The sequence below is a fragment of the Billgrantia ethanolica genome, from assembly GCF_021404305.1.
GTDB classification, from domain to species: Bacteria; Pseudomonadota; Gammaproteobacteria; order Pseudomonadales; family Halomonadaceae; genus Halomonas; species Halomonas ethanolica.
Genome location: NZ_JABFTX010000004.1, coordinates 569,604 through 594,367, shown reverse-complemented (window position 1 = coordinate 594,367; position 24,764 = coordinate 569,604). Strand labels below are relative to the sequence as shown.

The following is a 24,764-nucleotide window of genomic DNA, read 5'->3' as shown; positions in this document are numbered from 1 at the left end:
ATCCCTGGGCGCTACATTTGCCATCCATGGCAAATGACCTCCTCTTCGACCTGTCCCCGGCGCCGCTAGCGTAAGCTGCCATCAGCATCGTGATGTCGTTGTTCCGGGCATGTCAGGCCCCGCTTTCGAGCAGCTCCGCCTCCATCGCCTCGAGCGCCTCTTCGGCGACCAGCCACTCGGCTTCCAGCGTCTCCAGCCGTGACTTGAGTTCGCCCTGCCGGGCCAGCCGCTCGGTGAGCTCGGCCTTGCGCGCCGGGTCAGTGTAGAGCTCGGCCTCACCCAGCGCTTCCTCCACCGCGGCCAGCTCCGCCTGGGCCTTCTCCAGCGCCTGCTCGGCGCGGTCGCGCGCCTTCTTCAGCGGCCGCAGCTTCTCGCGCAGTTCGGCGGCGGCGCGGCGGCTCGCCTTGCGATCCTCCTTGGGCGCGGCACTCTCCGCCTGGCGCTCGGCCTTGTCGGCCCGCGCCTCGCGCCGCTCGCCCTCCAACCGCGCCTTGAGCCAGGCACGATAGTCCTCCAGGTCGCCGTCGAAGGGCTCGACGCGATGGTCGGCCACGCGCCAGAACTCGTCGACGGTGGCACGCAGCAGGTGACGGTCGTGGGAAACCAGGATCACCGTGCCCTCGAAAGCGGCCAGCGCCTCGGTGAGCGCCTCGCGCATCTCTAGGTCGAGGTGGTTGGTGGGCTCGTCGAGCAGCAGCAGGTTGGGCTTGCGCCAGGCCACCAGGGCCAACGCCAGGCGCGCCTTCTCGCCGCCGGAGAAGCGTCCCACCTCGCCGAAGGCGTCGTCGCCCTGGAAACCGAAGCCACCGAGGAAGGTGCGGATCGCCTGGTCGCTGGCGGTGGGTGAAAGCCGCTGCACGTGCATGAACGGCGTGGCCGCCATGTCGAGCCCCTCGAGCTGATGCTGGGCGAAGTAGCCGACTGCCAAATGCTCACCCGGTATGCGCTTGCCTGCCAACAGCGGCAACTCACCGATCAGCGACTTGATCAGTGTCGACTTGCCGGCCCCGTTGGGCCCCAGCAGGCCGATGCGTTGCCCCGGCAGAATGGTCAGCTTGACCTCGTCGAGCTGAAGCGTTTCTTCGCCTGCGGCGTCGCGGTAGCCAAGCCGCGCCTGGTCGAGCACCAGCAGCGGATGCGAGGTCTTGTCCGATGACGGAATGGTGAAGTGGAACGGCGAGTCGGCGTGGGCCACGGCGATGTCGCCCATGCGCTCGAGCATCTTCATGCGGCTCTGGGCCTGGCGCGCCTTGCTCGCCTTGGCCTTGAAGCGCGCCACGAAGCGCTCGATCTCCTCGCGCCGGGCCTGCTGCTTGGCCGCCTCGGCCTGCTGCAAGGCCAGCTTCTCGGCGCGAGTCCGCTCGAAGGTGGAGTAGTTGCCACGGTAGAGCACCAGACGGCGCCGGTCGAAATGGACGATGTGGTCGCACACCGCGTCGAGGAAGTCGCGGTCGTGGGAGATCAGCAGCAGGGTGCCGGGGTAGCGCATAAGCCACTGCTCGAGCCACAGCAGGGCATCGAGGTCGAGGTGGTTGGTGGGCTCGTCGAGCAGCAGCAGATCCGACGGCATGAACAGGGTGCGCGCCAGGTTGGCGCGCATGCGCCAGCCGCCGGAGAAGGCCGACAGCGGGCGGCTCAGATCGGCCTGGCCGAAGCCCAGCCCGATCAGCAGCTGAGCGGCCCGCGACGGCGCGCGGTAGCCATCCAGTGCCTCGATGTGACCGTGCAGCTCGGCCTCGCGGTTGGCATCGCCCTGGCGACGCGCCTCCTCGAGCGCGGCCTCGGTCTGGCGCAGCTCGCGGTCGCCGTCGAGCACGTAGTCGACGATAGGCCGGTCGAGGGCATCGACCTCCTGGGCCATGTGGGCGATGCGCTGGCCCCCGCTCATCTCGATTTCGCCGCGGTCGGGGGCAAGCGTGCCCAGCAGCAGCCCGAACAGGCTGGACTTGCCGGCCCCGTTGGGGCCGACGATACCGGCCTTGTGCCCGGCATGCAGGGTCAGTTCGGCTTCCTCGAGCAGGGTCTGGGTGCCGCGTTGCAGGGCAACCTGGCGCAGTGCAATCATGCAGGCTCCAACTGGCGATACAGGGTTACGGTCGCGGCCCGATGCTCGCTATCGAGACAGCGGCGACGACTTCGGATCATGAGCAAAGATTCTACCGCAACCATGGCGTCTCTGCGGGCCGGGCTTGCCGCCGACCCGCTGTGGGAATTCGCCCTCTCCTTCTATGCCCGCCCCGGTGTAGAGGCGGCCTGCCTGCTGCTGCAGGATGACGCCGGTGTCGATGTCTGCGAACTGCTGTGGCGCTGCTGGCTGCATCGTCACGGCTTGGCGCCTGCCGGAGAGCCCGACGAGCTGGCAGCGATACGTCACTGGCAGGACGAGGTGACGGTGCCGTTGCGGACGCTGCGTCGACGGTTGAAGGCCCAGGCCGCCCAAGACCCCGGCACCGCCGAGGTGCGCCGTCGCATTCAGCAGGCCGAGCTTGCGGCCGAACGTGAAACGTTGCTGCGACTGCAGCATCTGGCCCTGCGAACGATGCCGCCGTCGGCCTTCTCCGCCGCTACTCCTGACCTCGAAAATTCCCTTGCAAGTCGCTGGAAATTACAGAAAAAAGAGCAACTTTTGGCGGTTCAAACCCTCGAATGCCAGCTTGACCCTCTGTAGGCGGCACGCTAGCCTGAAAAAAGATGTGTAGCGTTTTGTGGCTACCAATGCCTGTCGATACCGCTTTTTTCACGGGCCAAACCTGCAAGGAGAACATAATAATGAAGGCAACCCAGCTGTTGACCACTGCCAGTATCGGCGCACTGCTGTTCGGCATGTCGGCTGCCGCCCATTCCGCCAACTGGCGTTATGCGCATGAGGAATTCGAAGGTGACGTTCAGGACGTATTCGCCGTAGCCTTCAAGGAGTACATCGAGGAAAACTCCGATAATACCGTCCAGATTTACCGCTTCGGCGAACTGGGTGAATCCGACGATATCATGGAGCAGACCCAGGCCGGCATCCTGCAGTTCGTCAACCAGTCACCCGGTTTTACCGGCGCCCTGATCCCCGAAGCCCAGATCTTCTTCATCCCCTATCTGCTGCCCACCGATGAAGAGACCGTTCTCCAGTTCTTCGACGAGAGCGTGGCGATCAACGAGATGTTCCCCGAGCTCTATGCCGAACAGGGCCTGGAGCTGCTCAAGATGTACCCCGAGGGCGAAATGGTCATCACCGTGGATGAGCCGATCCGCACCCCGGAAGACCTGCGCGGCAAGAACATCCGCACCATGACCAACCCGTTGCTCTCCGAAACCTATCGCGCCTTCGGTGCCACACCGACCCCGCTGCCCTGGGGTGAGGTCTACGGCGGTCTGCAGACCGGCATCATCCAGGGTCAGGAGAACCCGATCTTCTGGATCGAGTCCGGCGGTCTCTACGAGGTCTCCCCGCACCTGATCTTCACCGGTCATGGCTGGTTCACCACCGCAATGATGGCCAACCAGGACTTCTTCGACGGCCTCTCCGAGGAGGAGCAGCAGTTGGTGCGTGACGCCGCCGAGGCGGCCTACGAGCACACCATGGAGCACATCTCGGGCCTGGCCGACGAGTCGCTGGAGAAGATCCAGGAAGCCTCCGACGAGGTCACCGTGACCCGTCTCGACGAGGACGAGATCGAAGCCTTCCGTGAGCGTGCTCCGCGGGTTGAGGAACGCTTCATCGAGATGACCGGCGATCGCGGTCGCGAGCTCCTCGAGCAGTTCAAGGCAGACCTCGAAGCCGTCACCGGCGACGAGTAAGCCGCGAGCGATTCGACGTGCAAGCATCGAGGGGGTGGCCGGTCGGCTGCCCCCTCGGCGTTTGGACGCAGATCCGACTGAAACTCAACCCAACCCGTTTCTGCGCATCATCCCGCGCAGCGGAGCCTGGAGCCTGCCGCCATGGACATGAGTGAAGAAGACATCGCCGAGAAGAACTACCGTTCCACGCTCCCCGGCCCCCTCGGCGTCGTCGACACCTGGATCAGCCGCGCCGAGGCCGTCATTTTGGCCGTGGGCGTGATCCTGATGGCGATCAATACCGTCTCCAACGTGATCAGCCGTTTTGCCTTCGGCGAGAGTCTGCACTTCGCCGAAGAGGTCAACCGTATCCTGATCGTGATGATCACCTTCGCCGGCATCGGCTATGCGGCGCGCCACGGCCGCCACATCCGCATGTCCGCCTTCTACGACGTGCTGCCCACCGGTGGCCGGCGCGCCCTGATGATCTTCATCTGCCTGTTCACTGCGCTGGTGATGTTGGTGCTCTGCTATTTCTCCATCGGCTACATCCAGACGCTCTACGGACGCGGCCGGGTGCTGCCCTCGCTGAGCATTCCGGTGTGGACGATCTATCTCTGGGTACCCATCGGTTTCGCCATCACCGGCATCCAGTATCTGCTGACCGCGTTCAAGAACCTCACCTCACGCGACGTCTATCTGTCGACCCATGTGGTCGATGGCTACAAGGATACCGAGACGGAAGTCTGACGCAGGGCGACAAGGAACAATAACCATGACAGCCATTATTCTCACCATCATGATCGTGCTGCTGCTGCTGGGGTTTCCGATGATGATCCCCCTGGCCACGGCGGCCTTCGTCGGTTTCTACATGACCTTCGGCGGCATGGGTCAGATGGAAACCCTCATTCAGCAGATGATGGGCGGCATCCGACCCACGGCGCTGATCGCCGTGCCGATGTTCATCCTCGCCGCCGATATCATGACCCGCGGCCAGTCGGCCCACCGCCTGATCGACATGGTCATGAGCTTCGTCGGCCACATCAAGGGCGGCCTGGCCGTCAGCACCGCGGCCTCCTGCACCCTGTTCGGCGCCGTCTCGGGTTCCACCCAGGCCACCGTGGTGGCGGTGGGTTCACCGTTGCGCCCGCGCATGCTCAAGGCCGGCTACAAGGATCCCTTCACTCTGGCGCTGATCATCAACTCCAGCGACATTGCCTTTTTGATCCCGCCGAGCATCGGCATGATCATCTACGGGGTCATCTCGGGCACCTCCATCGGCGAGCTGTTCATCGCCGGCATCGGTCCCGGCCTGCTGATCCTGCTGATGTTCTCGCTCTACTGCGTGGCCTACGCCATCATCAAGGACGTGCCCACCGAGCCCAAGTCCAGTTGGCGCGAACGCCTCACCGCGGTGCAGAAGGCACTGTGGCCGCTGGGCTTTCCGGTGCTGATCGTGGGCGGTATCTATGGCGGTATCTTCAGCCCCACCGAGGCCGCCGCGGCCTGCGTGCTGTATGCCGTACTGCTGGAGTTCGTGATCTTCCGCTCGTTGAAGCTGCCGGACATGTATGCCATCGCCAAGTCCACCGGCTTGATCACCGCAGTGGTGTTCATCCTGGTGGCGGTGGGCAACGGATTCTCCTGGATCATCTCCTTCGCCCAGATCCCCCAGACCCTGCTCGAGGCGTTCGGCATCAACGAGGCGGGGCCGGTCGGCGTGCTGATCGCCATCTGTGTGGCCTTCTTCATTGCCTGCATGTTCGTCGATCCCATCGTGGTTATCCTGGTGCTGACGCCGATCTTCGCCCCGGCCATCGCCGCCTCCGGCCTCGACCCGGTGCTGGTGGGCGTGCTGATCACGCTGCAGGTGGCGATAGGCTCGGCAACGCCACCCTTCGGCTGCGACATCTTCACCGCCATCGCGATATTCAAGCGACCCTACTGGGAGGTGATACGCGGCACGCCGCCCTTCGTCTTCATGCTGATCCTGTCGGCAGCGCTGATCATCATGTTCCCGCAGATCGCCCTGTTCCTGCGCGACATGGCCTTCCGCTAGCGGCCCGAGGCTGAGGAGACGCTGAAATGTTCAATCGCATACTGGTACCGGTGGACGGTTCGAAGGGCGCCCTGAAGGCGCTGCAGAAGGCCGTGGGCCTGCACCTGCTGACCGGCGCCGAGCTCTACGTGCTGTGCGTGTTCAAGCACCACAGTCTGCTGGAGGCCTCGCTCTCCATGGTGCGCCCGGCGAAGCTCGACATCCCCGACGATGCGCTCAAGGCGTACGCCACCGAAATCGCCGTGCAGGCCAAGAGCGAGGCGGTGGGGCTGGGAGCCGACCCCGACAAGCTGCGCGCCTTCGTCAAGGGCGGCCAGCCTTCGCGCACCATCGTGCGCTTCGCGCGCAAGCGTGAGTGCGACCTGATCGTGATCGGCGCCCAGGGCACCAACGGCGAGAAGAGCCTGCTGCTGGGCAGCGTGGCGCAGCGGGTGGCAGGCTCTGCCCACTGCCCCACTCTGGTGGTGTGACCCACAGGCCGGTTTCGTCATGCACCATTCGCCATGCACCATTCGTCATGCACCACGCATGTGCGGAACCGGCCCTGCCCTGATAGAGTCCGAGTACTGTTATCGAGCCGACCGCTCCCACGGGAGCACTGTACAAATCGCCCAACGATCAATCGACAGGACTCTGCATGAAGACACTGCTGACTTGCGCCTCCCTGGCTGCCCTGGTGGCCGCGGCGCCTTTCGCCCTGGCTGCGCCGGAGACAGAGGATGAGCGTCTCAGCTACAGCCTCGGCATCGCCTACGGCCAGAGCATCGCCCAGGAGTATCCCGAGCTCGATGTCGACGCCTTCAGCGCTGCCATTCGCGACATCATCGAGGGTAACGACACGGCCATGAGCGCCGAGGAGATGGCCGAGACCCTGAGCCAGTTCCAGCAGGACGCGCTGGCGGCCCGCCAGGCCGAAGCCGAGCAGCTGGCCGAGCGCAACCTCGCCGAAGGTCAGGCCTTCCTGGCCGAGAACGGCGAACGCGAGGAGGTCACCACCACCGATTCGGGCCTGCAGTATGAGGTACTGGAGAGCGGCGACGGCGAAAGCCCTGGGCCGAGCCACCATGTGGAAGTGCACTACGAAGGCACCCTGGTCGATGGCACGGTGTTCGACAGCTCCCTGGAGCGCGGCCAGCCGCTGAGCTTCCGCGTCGACCAGGTGATCGAGGGCTGGCAGGAGGCCCTGCAGCTGATGAGCGTAGGCGATACCTGGATGCTGTTCATTCCCCCGGAGCTGGGCTATGGCGCCCAGGGTCAGGGCCCCATCGGCCCCAACGAGACGCTGATCTTCCGCGTCGAGCTGCTCGACGTCATGGAGTGACATGACGTCATGAGAGCCTCGACACTCCTGGTCGTCGGCCTGCTGCTGACGACCGGTGCGCAGGCCGACGAGCGCCTGCCGGACCTGCCCCGACTCGGCATCGAGCCTGATGGGGTCAGCGTGATCGGTGTCTCCTCGGGTGGCTACATGGCCGCCCAGTTGGCCGTTGCCTGGCCGGAGCGCTTCGCCGGCGTGGCCATACTGGCGGCCGGCCCCTGGAGCTGCGCTCAGGGCGGGCTCGGTCAGGCATTGGGTCAGTGCATGGCCACGCGCCGCGGACCGCCCGACCTCAGCGCGCTGGACGTGCGCCTGCGGGACTATCAGGCCCGCGGCCTGGTGGGGGAGGCGGAAGCGCTGGCCGAACTGCGGGCCTTCGTCTGGCACGGTGACGAGGACGGCGTGGTGAATCCAGCCCTGGGCGAGGCCCTGGCGGAGCAGCTCGCCGGCTGGCTGACCAGCCCCGACGAGCAACTCAGGGTCGTGCGCTCACCCGGTGTCGGTCACGGCTGGCCCGTCCAGGCCGACGAGCAGGTCCCACCGAGCCAGCTGGCGCAGTGTCGACTCGGCGGTGGTACCCATATGCTGGCCTGCGATCTCGACATTGCCGGCGAGGCGCTGGGCTGGCTGCACGGCTCGCTGACGCCACCTCGGCAGGGCGCCGGCAGTGAGCTGCTGCGCTTCGATCAGGCCCCGTTCGCCGCTCGCGGCCTGGGCAAGGCCGGCTATGTGATGATTCCCGAAGGCTGCGAGGAAGGCGGCTGCGAATTGACGATCGCCTTGCACGGCTGCGGCATGACCGAGGAGCAGATCGACCGCGCCTTCGTGGAGTACAGCGGACTCAACGAGTGGGCCGAAACCAACCGGCGCGTGGTGCTCTATCCCCAGGCCACCACCAGCCTGGCCAATCCCCAGGGCTGCTGGGACTGGTGGGGTTTCACCGAGAGTACCTGGCAACTCGACCCGCTCCACGACACCCGGGAAGGCGTACAGGTCAAGGCGCTGATGAGCATGCTCGAACGGCTCGGACAGAGCCCTGAGTGAGGGTAGGCGAACTCCGCGGCCTCAGCCGCCGAGCTCCTGCTCCAGCGCCGAGCGCAGGGCATGCGGCGCCGGCGAGTAGAGGACGCGCTGACGGATAGTGCCCTCGCGATCGACCAGGTAGAGCGAGGAGCTGTGATCGACGGTGTACTCCATCGCCGACTCGGGCGTTTCCACCCGGCGCCAGACCACGCCATAGCGCGCGGCCAGCTCCTCGAGCTGCTCCTGACTGCCGGTAGCACCGATGAAGTCGTCGCCGAAGTAGCCGACGTACTCGGTGAGCCGCTCGATGGTGTCGCGCTCGGGATCCACCGAGACCAGCACCGGCACCACCCGGCGACGCTGCTCGTCGTCCAGCCCCTGCATCACCTGACGCATCACCGCCATGCTCATCGGGCACACGTCGGGACAGTAGGTGTAGCCGAAGAACAGCACGGCCAGCTGGTCGTCCTCGAGCTGGGTCAGCGAGAAGTCGCCCTGGGTAGAAGGCAGCTCCACCGGGCCGCCCCGCGGACTGCCGTCGTCGTCATCCTGGAACTGCTGGTAGCCGAAGAGTCCTCCCAGGCCCACCACGACGATCAGCGCCCCCAGCGCCATCCATATACGTTGCCGTTTCATGGCAAACTCCGCTCCACCGTGAAATCGAATCGGCCCCCTAACCGGCCTTCAGGTGTCTCCACCACCACCTGAGCCTGCCAGCGCATAACCGATTCGGTACAGATCGGCACCTGGCCGACGCCTTCGAAATGCCCTCTATCCTGCTTGCTCAGAGGGAAACGATGCAAGCCCATATCCATGTCGCTGCCAACGAAGTCGACCCTGACCGACTGCGCCTCGACGCCATCCACATGCACCTTCAGCGGCAGAAGTTCCAGCGCCCGAATGCTCCCGGGCGCGCCGACGTCAAGGGTCAGCGTGCGTCTCCCACCCAGGGTGGCGCTGCACTCGCCGCGCTGAAGCTCGCAGGGCTGCGTGGCGAGATGCCAGTCGACGTCGGCGCCGCCACGCAGCAGGTGCGAGGCCAGATACCACAGCGCCACGCTAAGCGTCAGCAGCGTGACCAGTATCAGCAGACTAAGCCCCGGAAAGCGGGACTTGCCGACGTTAGGCAGGGTGGGCGAGGACATGGCAGCGAAAGCAGCACTTCACGAAACGGCGGTAGAAGGTAAGCTTAACAGCATTTGCCGGTCGCCCTGGCGTGTACCGTTGTCGCAGGGTTTAACGGTTCCGGCACCTCAAATCCCGAGACGACAAGGACATCGAGATGGATGGCGTCACCAATGCGCTGGGCCCCCTGTTCCTGCTGATACTGCTCGGCGCCGCGCTGGGACGCTTGCGCCAGCCGAGCGACGATTTCTGGGTACAGCTCGAGAAGGTCATCTATTTCCTGCTCTTTCCCGCCATGCTGGTCGCCACGCTGGCCAACGCCAACGTGGGCGAGGTACCGGTGGTGCGCCTGGCCATCGCCCTACTCGGCGGCATGCTGGCCTTCGCCGGGCTGCTGTGGGCCGCGCAGCGGCGGCTGGGCCTGGAGCCGGCGGCCTTCACTTCGGTCTTCCAGGGTGCGCTGCGCTTCAATACCTACGTGGGGGTCGCCGGGGCCGCCGCCCTGCATGGCTCGGCCGGCGCCACGGTGGCCGCGGTGGCCGTGGCGCTGATGGTGCCGGTGGTCAACGTGCTGTGCGTGGCCAGCTTCATCGCCGCCGGCACCCTGGGCCCCTCGAGCCTGGCCAAGAGCCTGGCGGCCCTGGTGCGCAACCCGCTGATCCTGGCCTGCCTGACTGGCATCGCCCTCAATCTCACCGGTATCGGCCTGCCCGGCTGGAGCGGCTCGGCCGTGGAGCTGCTGGGTCGTGCCGCCCTGCCGCTGGGGCTGGTGGCGGTGGGCGTCGCCCTGCGCCCCCAGGCGCTACTGCGCCTCGATCGCGGTGTGTGGGTCTCGAATCTGGTCAAGCTGATGCTGATGCCGGCGCTGGTGTTCGGCCTGGCGCTGCTGCTGGGGCTGGACGCCGTGAGCCGTGACGTGGCGCTGCTGTTCGCCGCCCTGCCCACCGCCACCTCGGCCTATATCCTGGCTCGCCAGCTGGGCGGCGACGCCGAGCTGATGGCCGCCCTGATCACCGGTCAGACGCTGCTCGCCATGGCGACGCTGCCCCTGTGGCTGCACCTGGCCGGAAGCTGAAATAAAAAACGTTCGCATTCGTGTTGACAGAGAGAATGAGAATGACTTACATTGAGGACGTGGTGTTGATGAGGCACCACGGCCATTAGGGGAACCGCCAGTTTCCCGCTATGGTTTCTCCCCCTCATTGCTAGTCACGGTCTTGCCTGCGCCTCCTCTGGAGGCGCCTTTTTTGTTCAGAAAACACCCCCCTCATTGCTGCTCTTCACCGGGTCAGGGTCTTGCCTGTGCCCACTCCCGACTCATCCGGCTCCGCGCCAGGGGCCGCGTCCTCGCAGACGCTCGCGCAGCAGCTCGGCCAGGGCCTGGGCAGCAGGCTGCGAGGCGGGTGCAATGGCGCGGGCGAAATGCAGCTGCGCTTCGCAGCGGCCGAGAGCGGGCAGGCCTTCGGCCTCGCCCAGCTCGCGCATGGCAGGGGTCAGGCGTTCGCGGTCGAGCACGCTGATCGCCAGCCCCGTCTCCACCGCGCGCTCGATGGTGTGGATGCTGGTGCTGGTGAACAGCGCGTGCCAGGGCCTGCCGAGCCGCTCCAAGGCTTCGGTGGCCAGCGCCCGGTAGGGGCAGTCGACCTCATGCAGGGCCAGTGGCAGGCTGTCCCGCTCGGTCAGGTTGGCGGCACGCGGCGCGGCCCATACCGGGGTGGTGCGCCACAGCGGCTCGCCGCCGGGCAGTGCGATGGGCCGGTCCAGTACCACTGCCAAGTCCAGCCGCGAGCGCTCCAGTTGCCGCACCAGCTCGCCGCTGGTGGCCGTCACCGCCTGCAGCAGCACCTCGGGGTGGTGCGAGGTGAACTCGGGCAGCACGTCGCCGAGCAGCTCGCGGGCATAATCCTCGGGCAGGCCGAAGCGCACCTTGCCCCGCAGCCCGCGCCCGGCATAGCGGGCCAGGATTCCGTCGTGCATGCGCAGCAGCTCCCGCGCCTCCTGCAGCAGTGCCGCCCCGGCGGTAGTGGGCACCACGCCACGCGGGCCACGCTCCAGCAGGCGGACGTCGAGCAACGCCTCCAGGCGCTTGATCTGCATGCTGATGGCGCTGACAGTGCGGTGCCGCTGCTCGGCCGCCGCCGCCAGCGAACCGAGCTGGGCCGCAGCCTGAAAACTGCGCAGCAGCTCGAGATCCAGCGTTGCCGACGAGACTTCAGCCATATTGAATCCTGCCTACAAAATATATCGCTTCATTGAAGCCGGGATGACCGTCAAGCTCAAGCACCGCCATCGATGAAGGAGCACGACGATGCCAGCACAGGTTCCTGCGCTACTGATCGCCATCGGCTTCGTGGTGTGCTGGAGTTCGGGCTTCGTCGGCGGTCGGCTGGCCAGCGAGCTCGACACGCCGGTGCTCGACCTGTTCGCCTGGCGCTTCCTGCTCGCCGCGCTGCTGGTGGCGCTGTGGTGTCGCCTGACGCTTGGCACACTTCCGGCAATACGCGACATGAGGCGCGAGATGCTCGTGGGCAGCCTGACCATGGGCGGCTATCTGCTGGGAGTGATCGTGGCCATCGATCTCGGCGTCAGCGTCGGCATCACGGCGCTGATCGCGGCCCTGCAGCCGCTGCTGGCGGCAGCCCTGGCCGGACGCTGGCTGGACGAGCGCCTGGGCGCATACGGCTGGCTGGGGATGGTGCTGGCCACCCTGGGCGTGGCGCTGTGCGTGGGCGACGACATGCAGCGCTCGCTGGCTGCGCCGGGCTGGGCCTATCTGCTGCCGCTGCTGTCGGTCGCAGCAGTGACGCTCGGCAGCCTGCTGGCGGTGCGCCAGCCCTCGGTACTGCCGCTGCCGACGGCGCTGCTGGCCCAGCTGCTCGCGGCCGGCGGCATCTTTCTGGTGGCCGCCTGGGTGACGGGGGGCGGCAAGCTGACCGCCCCCGGCTTCGAACCTGCCGTGCTGGTGACCATGAGCTGGCTGGTGGTGCTGTCGAGCCTGGGCGGCTACGGCTTCTTCGTCGCCAGCCTGCGCCGGCTGGGCGTCACCCTGACCTCGGCGCTGGTGCATCTGACCCCGGGAGTGACGCTACTGTGGGCCGCGGCGATGTTCGGCGAACGCCTCGGCCCCACCGGCCTGGCAGGCATGGCACTCGCCGGGGCGGGCGCCGGTCTGGCTATTCGCAGCGCTCGAAGATCAGGTCCCACACGCCGTGGCCCAGACGCTCGCCGCGGGCCTCGAACTTGGTCAGCGGACGAAACTCGGGACGCGGCACATAGGGCGCCGTCTCGGGTGTCGCCGTATTGACGTAGCCCGGCGCGGACTCCATCACCTCGGCCATCCATTCGGCATAGGCCTGCCAGTCGGTGGCCATGTGCAGCTTGCCGCCCAGCTCGAGACGGCTGCGAATCAGCTCGACGAAGGCGGGTTGGACGATGCGCCGCTTGTGGTGCTTCTTCTTCGGCCAGGGGTCGGGGAAGAACAGCTGCAGGGTGGCGAGGCTGGCCTCCGGCAGGCACTGCTCGAGCACTGCCAGGGCGTCCTCGCGGTAGACGCGGATATTGGTCAGGTTGCGCTTGTCGGCTTCGTCGAGCAATTTGCCTACGCCAGGGGCGTGTACCTCGATGCCGATGAAGTCGGTATCGGGGTGGGTCTCGGCCTGCTCGATCAGCGAGGCGCCCATGCCGAAGCCGATCTCCACCACCCGCGGCGCCCGGCGTCCGAACAGGGCGTCGAGATCTTGCCGCCCCTCGGCCAGGGTCAGGCCCAGCCGCGGCCAGACCTCTTCCAGGCCGCGGGTCTGGGCCTGGGTCATGCGGCCGGCGCGCAGCACGTAGCTCTTGATGCCGCGACGATGCAGCGGGGCGTCCGGCCCTTCCGGGCCGGTAGTCGAGGGGTCGCGTTGCGGGTCACTCATGGATTCGTTGCGGCTCCAGTGAATTCAGCCGTTGATGCGGCCGGCAAAGGGGGAGGAGGGATCGGCGCTCTGACGGCGCGGCATGCGTCCGGCGAGGAACGCCTCGCGCCCGGCCTCGACGGCCTTCTTCATGGCGCTGGCCATCAGCACCGGCTGGCGGGCGTGGGCGATGGCGGAGTTCATCAGCACGCCGTCGCAGCCCAGCTCCATGGCCATGGCGGCGTCGGAGGCGGTGCCGATGCCGGCATCCACCAGCACCGGCACGTTGGCGTGTTCGATGATCAGGCGAATGTTATGCGGGTTCTGGATGCCGTGGCCGGAGCCGATCAGCGAGCCCAGCGGCATGATCGCGCAGCAGCCCAGGCGCTCGAGCTCCTGAGCCACGATGGGATCGTCGCTGGTGTAGACCATCACGTCGAAGCCGTCGCGGATCAGCTCCTCCGCCGCCTTGAGGGTCTCGACCACGTTGGGGTAGAGGGTCGAGTCGTCGCCGAGCACCTCGAGCTTGACCAGCTTGTGACCGTCGAGCAGCTCACGCGCCAGCTTGCAGGTGCGCACGGCGTCCTTGGCGGTGTAGCAGCCGGCGGTGTTGGGCAGCAGGGTGAAACGCTCCGGCGGCACCACGTCGAGCAGGTTGGGGCCGTCTTCCTGGCCGAGATTGGTGCGACGCACGGCGAAGGTGACGACCTCGGCGCCCGAGGCGGCGATGGCGTCGGCAGTCTCGTCGAAATCCTTGTACTTGCCGGTACCGACCAGCAGGCGTGAGGTGAAGGCGTGGCCGGCAATCCGCAGCGGCTGATCCTGGAAGAAGTCTGTCATCGCGTGGGCCTGTGTCTGTAGCGGGTCTGGAAGCGGGAACCGTCGGCAGGTGGCAATCAGCCGCCGCCGATGGCGTGAACGATCTCGATGCGGTCGCCGTCGGCCAGGCGCGTGGCACCGTGCTCGCTCTTGGGCACGATCTCCTCATTGCGTTCGACGGCGATGCGCCGACCGCTCAGGCCAAGGTCGTCGACCAACTGCGCCACCGTAAGGTCGGGGGCAAGGTCGCGGGGCTCACCGTTGAGCTGGATCTGCATGGCGTCCCTCTTCAGTTGACGAGTGTCGCGGGCCCATATTGTAGCCCCTTAACGCCGCCCGGGGTACGGTAGGCGGCAATCCCAATCCCCGAAGGAGGACGAGATGCGCGATCGCGGATGGTGGTGCCTGGCGGCGCTGTCGGGCGGAGTGGCAGTCATGGCCGGCGCCTTCGCCGCTCATACCCTGCAGGGTCAATTGCCGGAGCGGCTGCTGGCCGCCTTCGAGACCGGCGTGCGCTACCAGATGTGGCACACCCTGGCGATGCTCGGCGTGCTCGCCTGGCGCGCCTCGCATCCGCGGCGCGGGTTCGGCGTCGTGCTGGGCCTGTGGGCCGTGGGGGTGCTGCTGTTCTCCGGTTCACTGTATGTCATGGCGCTGACCGGCCTGCGCGGCCTGGGCATGATCACCCCGTTCGGCGGCGTGCTGATGATCGCCGGCTGGCTGACGCTGGCCGTGGGCGCCTTGCGCGCCGGGCGCGACGCTCAGTCGGAGTCGGGAATGGCGTAGGTGGCGGTGACGTGGGCCACCGGGCGCTCGTCGCCGGCGGAGAAGAGCTGCACCTCGCCCACCGCCAGGCGACGGCCCAGTTTGATCACGCGGGCGTTGGCGATGAGGTCGCGGTCGCCGCGGGCGCGGCGCAGGAAGTGGCAGTTGAGATCGGTGGTCACGGCCATCGGCTCGGGGCCGATCTGGGCCAGGATGGCCACGTAGAGGCAGACGTCGGCCAGCCCCATCATGGTGGGCCCGGAGACGCTGGAGCCGGGCCGCAGATGCTCGTCCTCGATAGCCAGACTCATGGTGGCGCGCATGTGATCGACCGCCTCGATGGTGCCGGCACGCTGGGGAAAGACCTCGTCGAGAAAATCTTCGATGGCGGCGGCGGTCATCACGGTCATCGTCGGGCTCCCTGCTGGTTGTGCTCGTGGCTAGCGGTGGTGATCGTGGAGCCCAACATAACCCAAAGCGCCCCGGGCGGGTACCCGGGGCGCAGTGGATCAGACGTCGGCCTGAGGAAGCAGCGTCAAGGCATCAACGCGCCTTGTGCACCGCCCGCCAGTGATGCAGCAGCGGCTCGGTGTAGCCGGAGGGCTGCACGCGGCCCTTGAAGACCAGGTCGCTGGCCGCCTTGAACGCGGTGGAGGCCGCGAAATCGGCGCTCATCGCGGTATAGGTCGGGTCGCCGGCGTTCTGCTCGTCGACCACCTTGGCCATGCGCTCCAGGGTCTTCTGCACGCGCTCGGCGTCGACCACGCCGTGGTGCAGCCAGTTGGCGATATGCTGGCTGGAGATACGCAGCGTGGCACGGTCCTCCATCAGGCCCACGTCGTGGATGTCCGGCACCTTGGAGCAGCCCACGCCGTGCTCGACCCAGCGCACCACGTAACCGAGGATGCCCTGGCAGTTGTTGTCGAGCTCCTGCTGCAGCTCAGCGTCGGACCACTCGGCCTTCTCGGCCACCGGCACGGTGAGCAGCTTGTCGAGCAGCTCCTCCAGCAGGGCAGGCTCGCCCTGGGCCTCGAGCTCGCGCTGGATCTCGCTGACGTCGACCTGATGATAGTGCAGCGCATGCAGGGCGGCGGCGGTAGGCGACGGCACCCAGGCGGTGTTGGCACCGGCCTTGGGGTGGCCGATCTTCTGCTCCAGCATGGCCGCCATCAGGTCCGGCATGGCCCACATGCCCTTGCCGATCTGGGCCCGTCCGCGCAGGCCGCAGGCCAGACCGACCAGCACGTTGTTGCGCTCGTAGGCGCCGATCCAGGCGGCATTCTTCATATCGCCCTTGCGGATCATCGGGCCCGCTTCCATGGCGGTGTGCATTTCGTCGCCGGTACGGTCAAGGAAGCCGGTGTTGATGAACACCACGCGTGAGGCGGCCTCGGCAATACACGCCTTGAGGTTGACCGAGGTGCGCCGCTCCTCGTCCATGATACCCATCTTGAGCGTGTCACGGGCCAGGCCCAGCAGGTCCTCGACGCGGCCGAACAGCTCATTGGAGAAGGCGACTTCCTTCGGTCCGTGCATCTTCGGCTTGACGATGTAAACCGAGCCGCTGCGGGAGTTGCGCGGATCGCTCTCGCCTTTCTTGAGATCGTGCAGGGCCAGCAGGCTGGTCACGATACCGTCGAGAATGCCCTCGGGCAGTTCGTTGCCGTCGGCGTCAAGCACCGCCGGGGTGGTCATCAGGTGACCGACGTTGCGCACGAACATCAGCGAACGGCCGGGCAGGGTCAGGCTGCCGCCGTCCGGAGTGGTGTAGCTGCGATCGGCGTGCAGGCGACGGGTAAACGTCTTGCCGCCCTTCTCGATGGCCTCTTCGAGATCGCCCTTCATCAAGCCCAGCCAGTTGGAATAGACGCCGACCTTGTCCTCGGCGTCGACCGCGGCCACGGAGTCTTCGCAGTCCATGATGGCGGTCAGGGCGGCCTCGACCAGCAGATCCTTGACGCCGGCCGGGTCGGTCTTGCCGATGGGGTGGCTGGGATCGATCTGGATTTCCAGATGCAGGCCATGGTTGGAGAGCAGAATCGACTGCGGGCTTGCCGCATCGCCGCTGTAGCCGACCAGCTTGCCCGGCTCCTTGAGGCCGGTCTCACGGCCGCCTTCGAGACTCACGACCAGGTGGCCGTCACGCAGCACGTACTTGACGGCATCGCGGTGGGAACCGGTGGCCAGCGGTGCGGCCAGGTCGAGCACGCCGCGGGCGTAGGCAATGACCTTCTCGCCGCGCTTGGGGTTATAGCCCGAGCCCTTCTCGGCGCCGCCCTCTTCGGAGATGGCGTCGGTGCCGTAGAGCGCATCGTAGAGGCTGCCCCAGCGCGCATTGGCGGCGTTCAGCGCATAGCGCGCATTGCTCACCGGCACCACCAGCTGCGGGCCGGCCTGAATGGCCACTTCACGGTCGACGTTGGCCGTGGACACCGTCACCTGTGCCGGGGCGTCCACCAGGTAGCCGATCTCCTCGAGAAAGGCGCGATAGACGCTCATGTCGCGTACCGGACCCGGATTCTCACGATGCCAGGTATCCAGCTGCGCCTGCAGTCGCTCGCGCTCGGCGAGCAATTCACGATTTTTCGGTGTCAGATCATGAAAGATGGCGTCGACCCCGGCCCAGAAGCTCTCGGCATCGATGCCGGTGCCCGGCAGGGCCTGGTCGTTGATGAAACGGTCCAGCTCAGCGGCCACCTGGAGACGATGGCGAGTAACGCGTTCGGACATGGAAGAGTCTCCTCCTGCGTGGCGGCCGACTATCCTGCTCTCGGCTCGCCGCAATTCGTGGGGGTGATACCACTGCGAGGCGCCAATTTTGTGGAAAACTGTTCCATATGTAAACCCGAAGGAAGGGCTACCCTACTAGACATAGGGTTAAGAGTCGTTTTTCTGACCAAATGGTCAACAAATATCGGCTACCGCAGCGATCTTTCGGGAAGCGCTGCACAAGTCGATGAGCGAGTGCAGTGGTTTCCCTCACTCGACAGCATGGCCGGAAGTTATACTCACTGCACGCTCGGTGTCGCGACAGATGAAAGGAATCGAAGGGAAAGTGTCTTGATCCGCTGGAGCACGTCATGACCGACTTTACGCCCCTGCAGGCGCTGGGACCGGTGGCGCCCTTTCGTGCCGAAGGCGAGCCTTCGCTGGCGGGCTATTTGGCACATTACGGCCTGGCACCGCTGCTCACCGACCATGTCGGCCTCTACGTTGGCTATACCGGCACCGAGCGCTATCAGCTGTGGACCCAGGTATGGAACCCCGCGGAGCCCATCGGCACGGCCTTCGTGGTACACGGCTACTACGATCATCTCGGCCTCTACCGACACCTGCTGCAGCGGCTGCTGGAGCGTCGCTGGCGGGTGGTGATGTGGGACCTGCCGGGGCATGGCCTGTCCAGCGGCAAGCGCGCCTGCATCGATGACTTCGCGCATTACGGCGAGTGCCTAAATGCGCTGCAGGATCAGCTGGAAGGGAGCGGGCTGGCCCCCCGGCCCTGGCTCGGAGTGGGCCAGAGTACCGGGGCCGCCATTCTTGCCACCGACGCCCTGAGCCACGCCGACGAGGATCGCTGGGCCGGCCTCGCACTGCTCGCGCCCCTGGTGCGCCCTTTCGGCTGGCCTCAGGCGGGGTGGCTGCACACCTTGGTGGGCCCCTTCGTCGAGACCCTGCCGCGCCGCTTCGGCGCCAACTCCACCGACGCCGAGTTTGCCGCCTTCCTGCGCGAGCACGATCCGCTGCAGCCGGAGCACCTGTCGCTCAACTGGGTCAGCGCCATGCGCCGCTGGATGCCTGAGCTGCTCGCCCTGCCCCCACGCGACCTCCCCACCCTGATCCTTCAAGGGGAGCAGGACGTCACCGTCGATTGGGAGTGGAATCTGGCGGTACTGGAGCGAAAATTCCCCAAGGCCCGCATCGAGCGCCATCCTGAAGCGCGCCATCATCTAGTCAACGAAGCCGAGCCCATCCGCGACGCTCTGTTCAAGTCACTCGACGCCTTCGTCGAGGAGCTGGAGCAGCGCCTGGCACCGGCCGCTCAGGAGCCTGACATTCGATGCTGAGACATATCGCGCTGCTCGCTCTTCTCATTTTGCTGGCGGGCTGTGCCGCCCAGCCGCCCGAACCCGATCCCATTCGCCGCGCCCTGCAGAACCTGAGCGACCGCGCCGTCGACCGGGTGATCCAGGTAGATGCCCTGCAGCCCCCCGCCGACCAAGTGCTGCTGCTGGTCTCGCCCCAGGTTGACGATAGCCTCGAGATCGACAGCGACCGCTTCCTCGAAAGCCTCACCCGTGCCCTGCTGGGCGTGAGCGACGGCCCTCAGGTGATCGATTGGCGGCCGGCGATGGCCGGAGAGGGCGGCGCTCACCAGTGGCGCATGGAGAGCCGGCTGGAAGCCACCGCACCGCGCCTGCGCCTGACCGACCGCGACCTGCTGCCCTACCGCCTCACGCTGTCGCTACATCGCCCCGACAACGACGGCGCCCTGTGGCAGACCGAGGTCGAAGGCGCCTTCGACGCCACGGCGCTGTAAAGCTCATCAGCAAGCATTGGCTCATTAGGAGAGGGTGTTTACACGCGTTACGAGCGACGGCCAGGCAAGGCGAAATCAATCGAAAAAGCGGAGTTTACTGGTTTGTAAATGAGCAATTTGAGATTGATTTCAACACAGCATGGCCTAGCGCAGTAGCGTGTAAGCAGCCTCTCAACCCTGGCGCAATTGGCGATCGAGCTGCCGATACCCGATCGCCTCCATCAGCTCGCCGCGCTCCGGGTGCGGCTTTTCGGCCAGATCGGCCAGGGTCAGCGCCACCCGCAGCACCCGGTGGTAGGCCCGCGCCGAGAGCCGCAGGCGCTCGAGCACACCGGCCAGCCAGGCACGGTCGGACGTGGAGAGCGCACAGGCCGCCTCCAGCTCGCGCCCGCCCAGGTAGGCGTTGAGCGCGCCGCGGGCGTACTGACGCTCGCGAGCTGCCATCACCCGGGCGCGCACCACGGCGGAGCTTTCACCCACCTCACGTGACGTCAGCTGCTCCGGCGGCAATGCCGGCACTTCGATCTGCAGATCGATGCGGTCGAGCAGCGGCCCGGAGAGGCGCGACTGGTAGCGCTGGATCTGCGCCGCGGTGCACTGGCAGGCTTGGCGCGGATCGCCCAGATGACCGCAGGGACATGGGTTCATCGCTGCGACGAGCTGGAACCGAGCCGGGAATTGACGCTCGTGGTTGGCCCGGGCGATATGGATTCGCCCCGACTCCATCGGCTCGCGCATCACCTCGAGCACGTGGCGGCTGAACTCGGGCAGCTCGTCGAGAAACAGCACGCCGTGATGGGCCAGGGAGATCTCCCCCGGGCGCGGCCAGGAGCCGCCACCGACCAGGGCCACGGCGCTGGCGGTATGGTGCGGCGCGCGAAACGGCCGGCGCCCCCACTGCTCGGCCAGGGGCAGACCGCATACCGAGCGGATGGCGGCGACTTCCAGCGCCTCCTCCTCGGTGAGCTCGGGCAGGATGCCGGGCAGGCGGCTCGCCAGCATGGTCTTGCCGGTACCGGGTGGGCCGGCGAAAAGCAGGTTGTGAGCGCCGGCCGCGGCGATCTCCAGCGCACGGCGTGCCTGGTGCTGGCCGCGCACGTCGGCCAGATCGCCTTCGCGCACGGTGGCAGCGGGCGGCGCCTCGAGGCGGTGCGCGGCGATGGGCTGCTGCCCCAGCAGGTGCGCCATGACGTCGAGCAGGTGCTCCGCCGGCAGCACCTGCAGATCGCCGGCCAGGGCCGCCTCGTCGGCATTTTCCTTAGGCACGATCAGCTTGCGCCCGGCCTTGCGTGCGGCCAGCGCCAGCGGCAGCACGCCGCTGATGGGACGCAGCCGGCCGTCCAACGCCAGCTCGCCGACGCTCTCGATGCCTTCCAGCGCCTCGCCGGGAAGCTGGCCTGAAGCCACCAGAATGCCCAGCGCGATGGGCAGATCGAAACGCCCGCCGACCTTGGGCAGGTCGGCGGGCGCCAGGTTGAGCACGATTCTGCGTGTGTTGGGGAAGTCGAAGCCGGCATTGACCAGGGCACTGCGCACCCGTTCGCGGCTCTCCTTGACGGCGGCCTCGGGCAAACCCACCAGGGTCATACCCGGCAGGCCGTTGGCCAGATGTACCTCGACCTGCACTTCGGGCGCTTCCAGCCCCAGGCCAGCCCGCGTGGCAACGATCGCCAGCATCTTGCGGTCCCTCGCAGTTCATTTGCGTGAGGCTCAGATACTAGCACTATGCCGCAATGGGCTTTCCACGCTGGCTCAGCGCTTGGCTTCGCTGGGTTCGCCGTCGTCCTTGCCTGCGTCCTCGGGCAGCGTGAGAGTCGCCTGGGTCACCGGAGTTTCGCGGGCCGCCAGCGCCTTCTCCAGCGCGGCTACCTGCTGCTCCAGCGCCTCGACCCGGATACGCGTGCGCTGCAGCACGTCCATCAGGATGTCGAAATCCTCCCGCGATACCAACTCGAGGCGGTCGAAGGCGCCGCGCACGACCTGCTGTATTCCCTTCTGCAACTCTTCCGGCGCCTGGGCCGCCCCCTGCAGGCGCTCGCCGAGCTGCTGCGCCAATCGGCTGATGGGGTCCTGACTCGCCATGGTGCGCTTCTCCTTCTGCCTGGGCATGTTGCCCTACAGCATACGCAAGGCGCTGCAACGACGCATGCCCTTCTCACGCTCCGACATGACGCACCTGCACCAGAGCAGAGCACCAAGCTGGTGCATGGGCGTGCAGCCCCTCTCTCCCTCTTGGTGAATCGAGCCTCCCTCGCTCTGAAAAACGGCTGTAAGAAAAGGTTTTTTTCGGAAATGGCACGTAATGCGCATAAGCAGGGCACAGCTGGCAACTCATCGCCCCATTCCCAGCATGGAGAGACGCTAATGAAGCTCATCACCGCCATCATCAAACCCTTCAAGCTCGACGACGTACGCGAGGCCCTGGCCGACAACGGCGTGCAAGGCATCACCGTGACAGAAGTGAAGGGCTTCGGTCGCCAGAAGGGCCATACCGAGCTCTACCGCGGCGCCGAATACGTGGTCGACTTCCTGCCCAAGGTCAAGGTCGAGGTGGCCGTGGACGACTCCCGCGTCGAGAGCGTGCTGGACGCCATCTGCGGTGCGGCCAACAGCGGCAAGATCGGCGACGGCAAGGTCTTCGTGACGCCGCTGGAGGATGTGATTCGCATCCGTACCGGCGAACGCGGCGCCGAAGCCGTCTGATCGTCATAACGAGAACAACGGAGAACACCCATGAGTGAACTTGCCGAGTTGAGCTATGCGCTCGACACCTTCTATTTCCTGATCTGCGGCGTGCTGGTGATGTGGATGGCCGCCGGCTTCTCGATGCTGGAAGCCGGCATGGTGCGCGCCAAGAACACAGCCGAGATCCTGACCAAGAACATCGCCCTGTTCGCCATCGCCTGCACCATGTATCTGCTGGTGGGCTACTCGATCATGTACTCCAGCGATGCCGGCGGCATCCTGCCCAACCTGGGCGTGCTGATCGGCGGCGAGAACAGCGTCGATGCGGTCACCGCCGGCGGTGAAGACGCCCCCTACTACTCCATGCGCGCCGACTTCTTCTTCCAGGTGGTGTTCGTCGCTACCGCCATGTCGATCGTCTCCGGCGCCGTTGCCGAGCGCATGAAGCTGTGGGCCTTCCTCGCCTTCGCCGTGGTCATGACCGGCTTCATCTACCCGGTGTCCGGCTACTGGACCTGGGGCGAGGGCTGGCTCGACGAGCTGGGCTTCTCCGACTTCGCCGGCTCCGGCATCGTGCACATGGCCGGGGCGGCCGCGGCTCTGGCCGGCGTGCTGATCCTCGGCCCGCGCAAAGGCAAGTACGGCAAGGACGGCAGCATTCATGCCATCCCGGGCGCCAACATGCCGCTGGCCACCCTGGGGACCTTCATTCTGTGGATGGGCTGGTTCGGCTTCAACGGCGGCTCGGAGCTCAAGCTCTCCGACGTGGCCTCGGCCAACAACGTGGCCCAGGTACTGGTCAACACCAACGCCGCAGCGGCCGGTGGCGTCATCGCCGCGCTGATCCTGGCCAAGCTATGGTTTCGCAAGGCCGATCTGACCATGGCCCTGAACGGCGCCCTGGCCGGCCTGGTGGCGATCACCGCCGAGCCGCTGGAGCCCACTGCGCTGGGCGCGACCCTGATCGGTGCCGTGGGTGGTTTCATCGTGGTGGCCGCCATCGTCACCCTCGACAAGCTGAAGATCGACGATCCGGTCGGCGCTATCTCGGTGCACGGTGTGGTCGGCATCTGGGGCCTGCTGGCGGTGCCGCTCTCCAACGGTGACGCCACCTTCGGCGCCCAGATCATCGGCGGCCTGGCGATCTTCGCCTGGGTCTTCGCCGCCAGCCTGGCCGTATGGCTGATCATCAAGGCGATCATGGGCGTACGGGTCAGCGAAGAGGAAGAGTACGAGGGGGTCGACCTGGCCGAGTGCGGCATGGAAGCCTACCCCGAGTTCAGTGTCGCCCGTGTCTATGGCGGTAGCGGTGGACGTCCGCAGTCCGGCGGCTATGCAGCCGGCGCACCGGTCGGCCAGCCCCGCCCAGAATAAAAATACTTCCCCCTTCCGGGCTCCCTGCGGGGAGCCTTTTTTCTTCCTGCCGAGGGCGGTGTATGCTTGAGGCCAGCCGATTCGTACCCGCCCGGGTTCGAGCGAAGAACCCCGCACGACAACGAGGAAACAGACCATGAAACTGGTGACCGCCATCATCAAGCCGTTCAAGCTCGACGACGTTCGCGAGTCGCTTTCGGAGATCGGGGTGCAGGGTATCACCGTAACCGAGGTGAAGGGCTTCGGTCGTCAGAAGGGCCACACCGAGCTCTATCGCGGTGCCGAATACGTGGTCGACTTCCTACCCAAGGTGAAGGTGGAGATCGCCATCGACGACGACCTGGTCGAGCAGGTGATCGACGCCATCACTCAGGTTGCCAATACCGGAAAGATCGGCGACGGCAAGATCTTCATCACCCCGCTGGAGCAGGTGATTCGCATCCGCACCGGCGAAACCGGCAAGGATGCGGTATAAGCCCAGCCAAACAAAAACCCACGACCGCAAGGCCGTGGGTTTTTTGAAGCTCGGCAAGCACCGAAACGCCCCTTTTTATTTCTCGACGAAGGCGCGCTCGATCACGTAATCGCCGGGCTCGCCCATGCGCGGCGAGATGTTGAAGCCCAGGTCGTCGAGCAGAGCGCTGGTCTCGTCGAGCATCGCCGGGCTGCCGCAGATCATGGCGCGGTCCTGCTTGGGATCCATCGGCGCAATGCCGGTGTCCTCGAACAGCTTGCCATTGCGGATATGATCGGTGAGGCGGCCCATGGTATGGAACTCCTCGCGGGTCACGGTGGGGTAGTAGACCAGTTTCTCGCGGATCTCGTCGCCCAGGTATTCGTGGGCCGGCAGCTCCTTGGTGATGAAGTCGGCATAGGCCAGCTCGCTGACGCTGCGCACGCCGTGCACCAGGATCACCTTCTCGTAGCGCTCGTACACCTCCGGGTCCTGGATCAGGCTCATGAACGGGGCCAGGCCGGTACCGGTGGAGAGGAAGTAGAGGTTGCGCCCCGGCAGCAGGTCGTCGGTGACCAGGGTGCCGGTGGGCTTGCGGCTGACCATGATCTGGTCGCCCACCTTGAGGTGCTGCAGACGTGAGGTCAGCGGACCATCGGGCACCTTGATGCTGAAGAACTCGAGGTGGTCCTCGTAGTTGGGGCTGGCGATGGAGTAGGCACGCATCAGCGGTTTGCCGTTCACTTCGAGACCGATCATCACGAACTGACCGTTCTTGAAGCGCAGGCTGCGCTCGCGGGTGGTGCGGAAGCTGAACAGGGTGTCGTTCCAGTGGTGGACACTGAGAACCTCTTCCAACGCAAACTTGCTCATGCCGGCTCCTAGATATTCCTATATCGAATAAAGCATTGGGCTAGATGATTTGCTTGCATTATAAGAGCGCA

26 protein-coding genes and 1 pseudogene are annotated in these 24,764 nt (G+C 66.1%); 15 read left to right on the top strand and 12 right to left on the bottom strand.

Annotated features, from left to right (window positions below; translation table 11 throughout):
* Window positions 1–112: 112 nt before the first annotated feature.
* Entirely contained in the window at window positions 113–2,065 is a 1,953-nt protein-coding gene (locus HOP53_RS19330; RefSeq protein ID WP_234271502.1) for an ATP-binding cassette domain-containing protein, read from the bottom strand.
* Window positions 2,066–2,143: 78 nt separating this feature from the next.
* Here HOP53_RS19330 and HOP53_RS19325 point away from each other — a divergent pair, with 78 nt between their 5' ends.
* From HOP53_RS19325 to HOP53_RS19295, 7 genes are all read left to right on the top strand, one after another.
* On the top strand, window positions 2,144–2,668 hold the full coding sequence (locus HOP53_RS19325) for a TIGR02444 family protein (protein ID WP_234271501.1): 525 nt from the start codon (window positions 2,144–2,146) through the stop codon (window positions 2,666–2,668).
* Between the two features lie 101 nt (window positions 2,669–2,769).
* Complete coding sequence (locus tag HOP53_RS19320) at window positions 2,770–3,789, top strand: TRAP transporter substrate-binding protein (protein ID WP_234271500.1); 1,020 nt, start codon at window positions 2,770–2,772, stop codon at window positions 3,787–3,789.
* Window positions 3,790–3,930: 141 nt separating this feature from the next.
* Window positions 3,931–4,518: a TRAP transporter small permease gene (locus HOP53_RS19315; RefSeq protein ID WP_422677626.1), complete on the top strand. Its 588-nt coding sequence runs from the start codon at window positions 3,931–3,933 to the stop codon at window positions 4,516–4,518.
* 25 nt (window positions 4,519–4,543) lie between these two features.
* Window positions 4,544–5,827, top strand: a complete 1,284-nt coding sequence (locus HOP53_RS19310; RefSeq protein WP_234271499.1) for a TRAP transporter large permease — start codon at window positions 4,544–4,546, stop codon at window positions 5,825–5,827.
* A 26-nt stretch (window positions 5,828–5,853) separates the two neighbouring features.
* The gene (locus HOP53_RS19305) at window positions 5,854–6,297 is read left to right on the top strand and encodes a universal stress protein (protein ID WP_234271498.1); all 444 of its coding nucleotides are present in this window, start codon (window positions 5,854–5,856) and stop codon (window positions 6,295–6,297) included.
* Between the two features lie 167 nt (window positions 6,298–6,464).
* Entirely contained in the window at window positions 6,465–7,148 is a 684-nt protein-coding gene (locus HOP53_RS19300; RefSeq protein ID WP_234271497.1) for a BamJ family beta-barrel-assembly machinery protein, read from the top strand.
* Between the two features lie 9 nt (window positions 7,149–7,157).
* Entirely contained in the window at window positions 7,158–8,189 is a 1,032-nt protein-coding gene (locus HOP53_RS19295; RefSeq protein ID WP_234271496.1) for a prolyl oligopeptidase family serine peptidase, read from the top strand.
* Window positions 8,190–8,210: 21 nt separating this feature from the next.
* On the opposite strand, the gene HOP53_RS19290 is transcribed toward HOP53_RS19295, so the two are convergent.
* Both HOP53_RS19290 and HOP53_RS19285 read right to left on the bottom strand, forming a co-directional pair.
* Entirely contained in the window at window positions 8,211–8,804 is a 594-nt protein-coding gene (locus HOP53_RS19290; protein WP_234271495.1) for an SCO family protein, read from the bottom strand.
* Window positions 8,801–9,313 carry a hypothetical protein gene (locus HOP53_RS19285; protein ID WP_234271494.1) on the bottom strand — a complete coding sequence of 171 codons (513 nt, stop codon included), beginning with the start codon at window positions 9,311–9,313 and terminating at the stop codon, window positions 8,801–8,803. Before HOP53_RS19285 ends, HOP53_RS19290 begins: the two co-directional genes overlap by 4 nt.
* Window positions 9,314–9,450: 137 nt before the next feature.
* Between HOP53_RS19285 and HOP53_RS19280 the strand changes: the two genes are divergently transcribed.
* Window positions 9,451–10,368, top strand: a complete 918-nt coding sequence (locus tag HOP53_RS19280; RefSeq protein ID WP_234271493.1) for an AEC family transporter — start codon at window positions 9,451–9,453, stop codon at window positions 10,366–10,368.
* Between the two features lie 242 nt (window positions 10,369–10,610).
* Here the strand turns inward: HOP53_RS19280 and HOP53_RS19275 are convergent, their stop codons facing one another.
* Complete coding sequence (locus HOP53_RS19275) at window positions 10,611–11,513, bottom strand: LysR substrate-binding domain-containing protein (protein ID WP_234240465.1); 903 nt, start codon at window positions 11,511–11,513, stop codon at window positions 10,611–10,613.
* An 88-nt stretch (window positions 11,514–11,601) separates the two neighbouring features.
* Between HOP53_RS19275 and HOP53_RS19270 the strand changes: the two are divergent.
* Window positions 11,602–12,456, top strand: a pseudogene (locus HOP53_RS19270) (DMT family transporter); the annotation flags it as partial.
* 10 nt (window positions 12,457–12,466) lie between these two features.
* Here the strand turns inward: HOP53_RS19270 and trmB are convergent.
* From trmB to thiS, 3 genes are read right to left on the bottom strand one after another with little or no spacing between them, the layout of a single operon-like run.
* The gene (trmB, locus tag HOP53_RS19265) at window positions 12,467–13,207 is read right to left on the bottom strand and encodes a tRNA (guanosine(46)-N7)-methyltransferase TrmB (protein ID WP_234271492.1); all 741 of its coding nucleotides are present in this window, start codon (window positions 13,205–13,207) and stop codon (window positions 12,467–12,469) included.
* 24 nt (window positions 13,208–13,231) lie between these two features.
* Entirely contained in the window at window positions 13,232–14,026 is a 795-nt protein-coding gene (locus HOP53_RS19260) for a thiazole synthase (RefSeq protein WP_234271491.1), read from the bottom strand.
* A 56-nt stretch (window positions 14,027–14,082) separates the two neighbouring features.
* The gene (gene thiS / locus HOP53_RS19255) at window positions 14,083–14,283 is read right to left on the bottom strand and encodes a sulfur carrier protein ThiS (protein WP_234271490.1); all 201 of its coding nucleotides are present in this window, start codon (window positions 14,281–14,283) and stop codon (window positions 14,083–14,085) included.
* Window positions 14,284–14,386: 103 nt separating this feature from the next.
* On the opposite strand from thiS, the gene HOP53_RS19250 reads away from it, so the two are divergent.
* Window positions 14,387–14,791: a DUF423 domain-containing protein gene (locus tag HOP53_RS19250; RefSeq protein ID WP_234271489.1), complete on the top strand. Its 405-nt coding sequence runs from the start codon at window positions 14,387–14,389 to the stop codon at window positions 14,789–14,791.
* On the opposite strand, the gene HOP53_RS19245 is transcribed toward HOP53_RS19250, so the two are convergent.
* Both HOP53_RS19245 and HOP53_RS19240 read right to left on the bottom strand, forming a co-directional pair.
* Window positions 14,767–15,180 (bottom strand): PaaI family thioesterase, encoded by a 414-nt coding sequence (locus tag HOP53_RS19245; RefSeq protein ID WP_010625792.1) that lies wholly within the window; start codon window positions 15,178–15,180, stop codon window positions 14,767–14,769. The two genes, HOP53_RS19250 and HOP53_RS19245, sit on opposite strands and share 25 nt — an antisense overlap.
* 133 nt (window positions 15,181–15,313) lie before the next feature.
* Window positions 15,314–17,500: a malate synthase G gene (locus tag HOP53_RS19240; protein WP_234271488.1), complete on the bottom strand. Its 2,187-nt coding sequence runs from the start codon at window positions 17,498–17,500 to the stop codon at window positions 15,314–15,316.
* A gap of 350 nt (window positions 17,501–17,850) precedes the next feature.
* Between HOP53_RS19240 and HOP53_RS19235 the strand changes: the two genes are divergently transcribed.
* A complete protein-coding gene (locus HOP53_RS19235) occupies window positions 17,851–18,834 on the top strand; it encodes an alpha/beta hydrolase (protein ID WP_234271487.1) in 984 nt (327 codons plus the stop codon).
* Window positions 18,828–19,307, top strand: a complete 480-nt coding sequence (locus HOP53_RS19230) for a hypothetical protein (RefSeq protein WP_010625795.1) — start codon at window positions 18,828–18,830, stop codon at window positions 19,305–19,307. Before HOP53_RS19235 ends, HOP53_RS19230 begins: the two co-directional genes overlap by 7 nt.
* 171 nt (window positions 19,308–19,478) lie before the next feature.
* On the opposite strand, the gene HOP53_RS19225 is transcribed toward HOP53_RS19230, so the two are convergent.
* Window positions 19,479–20,984, bottom strand: coding sequence for a YifB family Mg chelatase-like AAA ATPase (locus HOP53_RS19225; RefSeq protein ID WP_234271486.1), 1,506 nt, complete (start codon window positions 20,982–20,984; stop codon window positions 19,479–19,481).
* 75 nt (window positions 20,985–21,059) lie between these two features.
* Entirely contained in the window at window positions 21,060–21,389 is a 330-nt protein-coding gene (locus HOP53_RS19220) for an accessory factor UbiK family protein (protein WP_234271485.1), read from the bottom strand.
* A 282-nt stretch (window positions 21,390–21,671) separates the two neighbouring features.
* Here HOP53_RS19220 and HOP53_RS19215 point away from each other — a divergent pair, with 282 nt between their 5' ends.
* From HOP53_RS19215 to glnK, 3 genes are all read left to right on the top strand, one after another.
* Window positions 21,672–22,010 carry a P-II family nitrogen regulator gene (locus HOP53_RS19215; RefSeq protein ID WP_010625805.1) on the top strand — a complete coding sequence of 113 codons (339 nt, stop codon included), beginning with the start codon at window positions 21,672–21,674 and terminating at the stop codon, window positions 22,008–22,010.
* A 30-nt stretch (window positions 22,011–22,040) separates the two neighbouring features.
* Entirely contained in the window at window positions 22,041–23,366 is a 1,326-nt protein-coding gene (locus HOP53_RS19210) for an ammonium transporter (protein WP_234271484.1), read from the top strand.
* Between the two features lie 136 nt (window positions 23,367–23,502).
* The gene (gene glnK / locus HOP53_RS19205) at window positions 23,503–23,841 is read left to right on the top strand and encodes a P-II family nitrogen regulator (protein ID WP_086509163.1); all 339 of its coding nucleotides are present in this window, start codon (window positions 23,503–23,505) and stop codon (window positions 23,839–23,841) included.
* Window positions 23,842–23,916: 75 nt separating this feature from the next.
* Here glnK and HOP53_RS19200 read toward each other — a convergent pair whose 3' ends face one another.
* Window positions 23,917–24,693 (bottom strand): ferredoxin--NADP reductase, encoded by a 777-nt coding sequence (locus tag HOP53_RS19200; protein ID WP_234271483.1) that lies wholly within the window; start codon window positions 24,691–24,693, stop codon window positions 23,917–23,919.
* Between the last annotated feature and the right edge of the window lie 71 nt (window positions 24,694–24,764).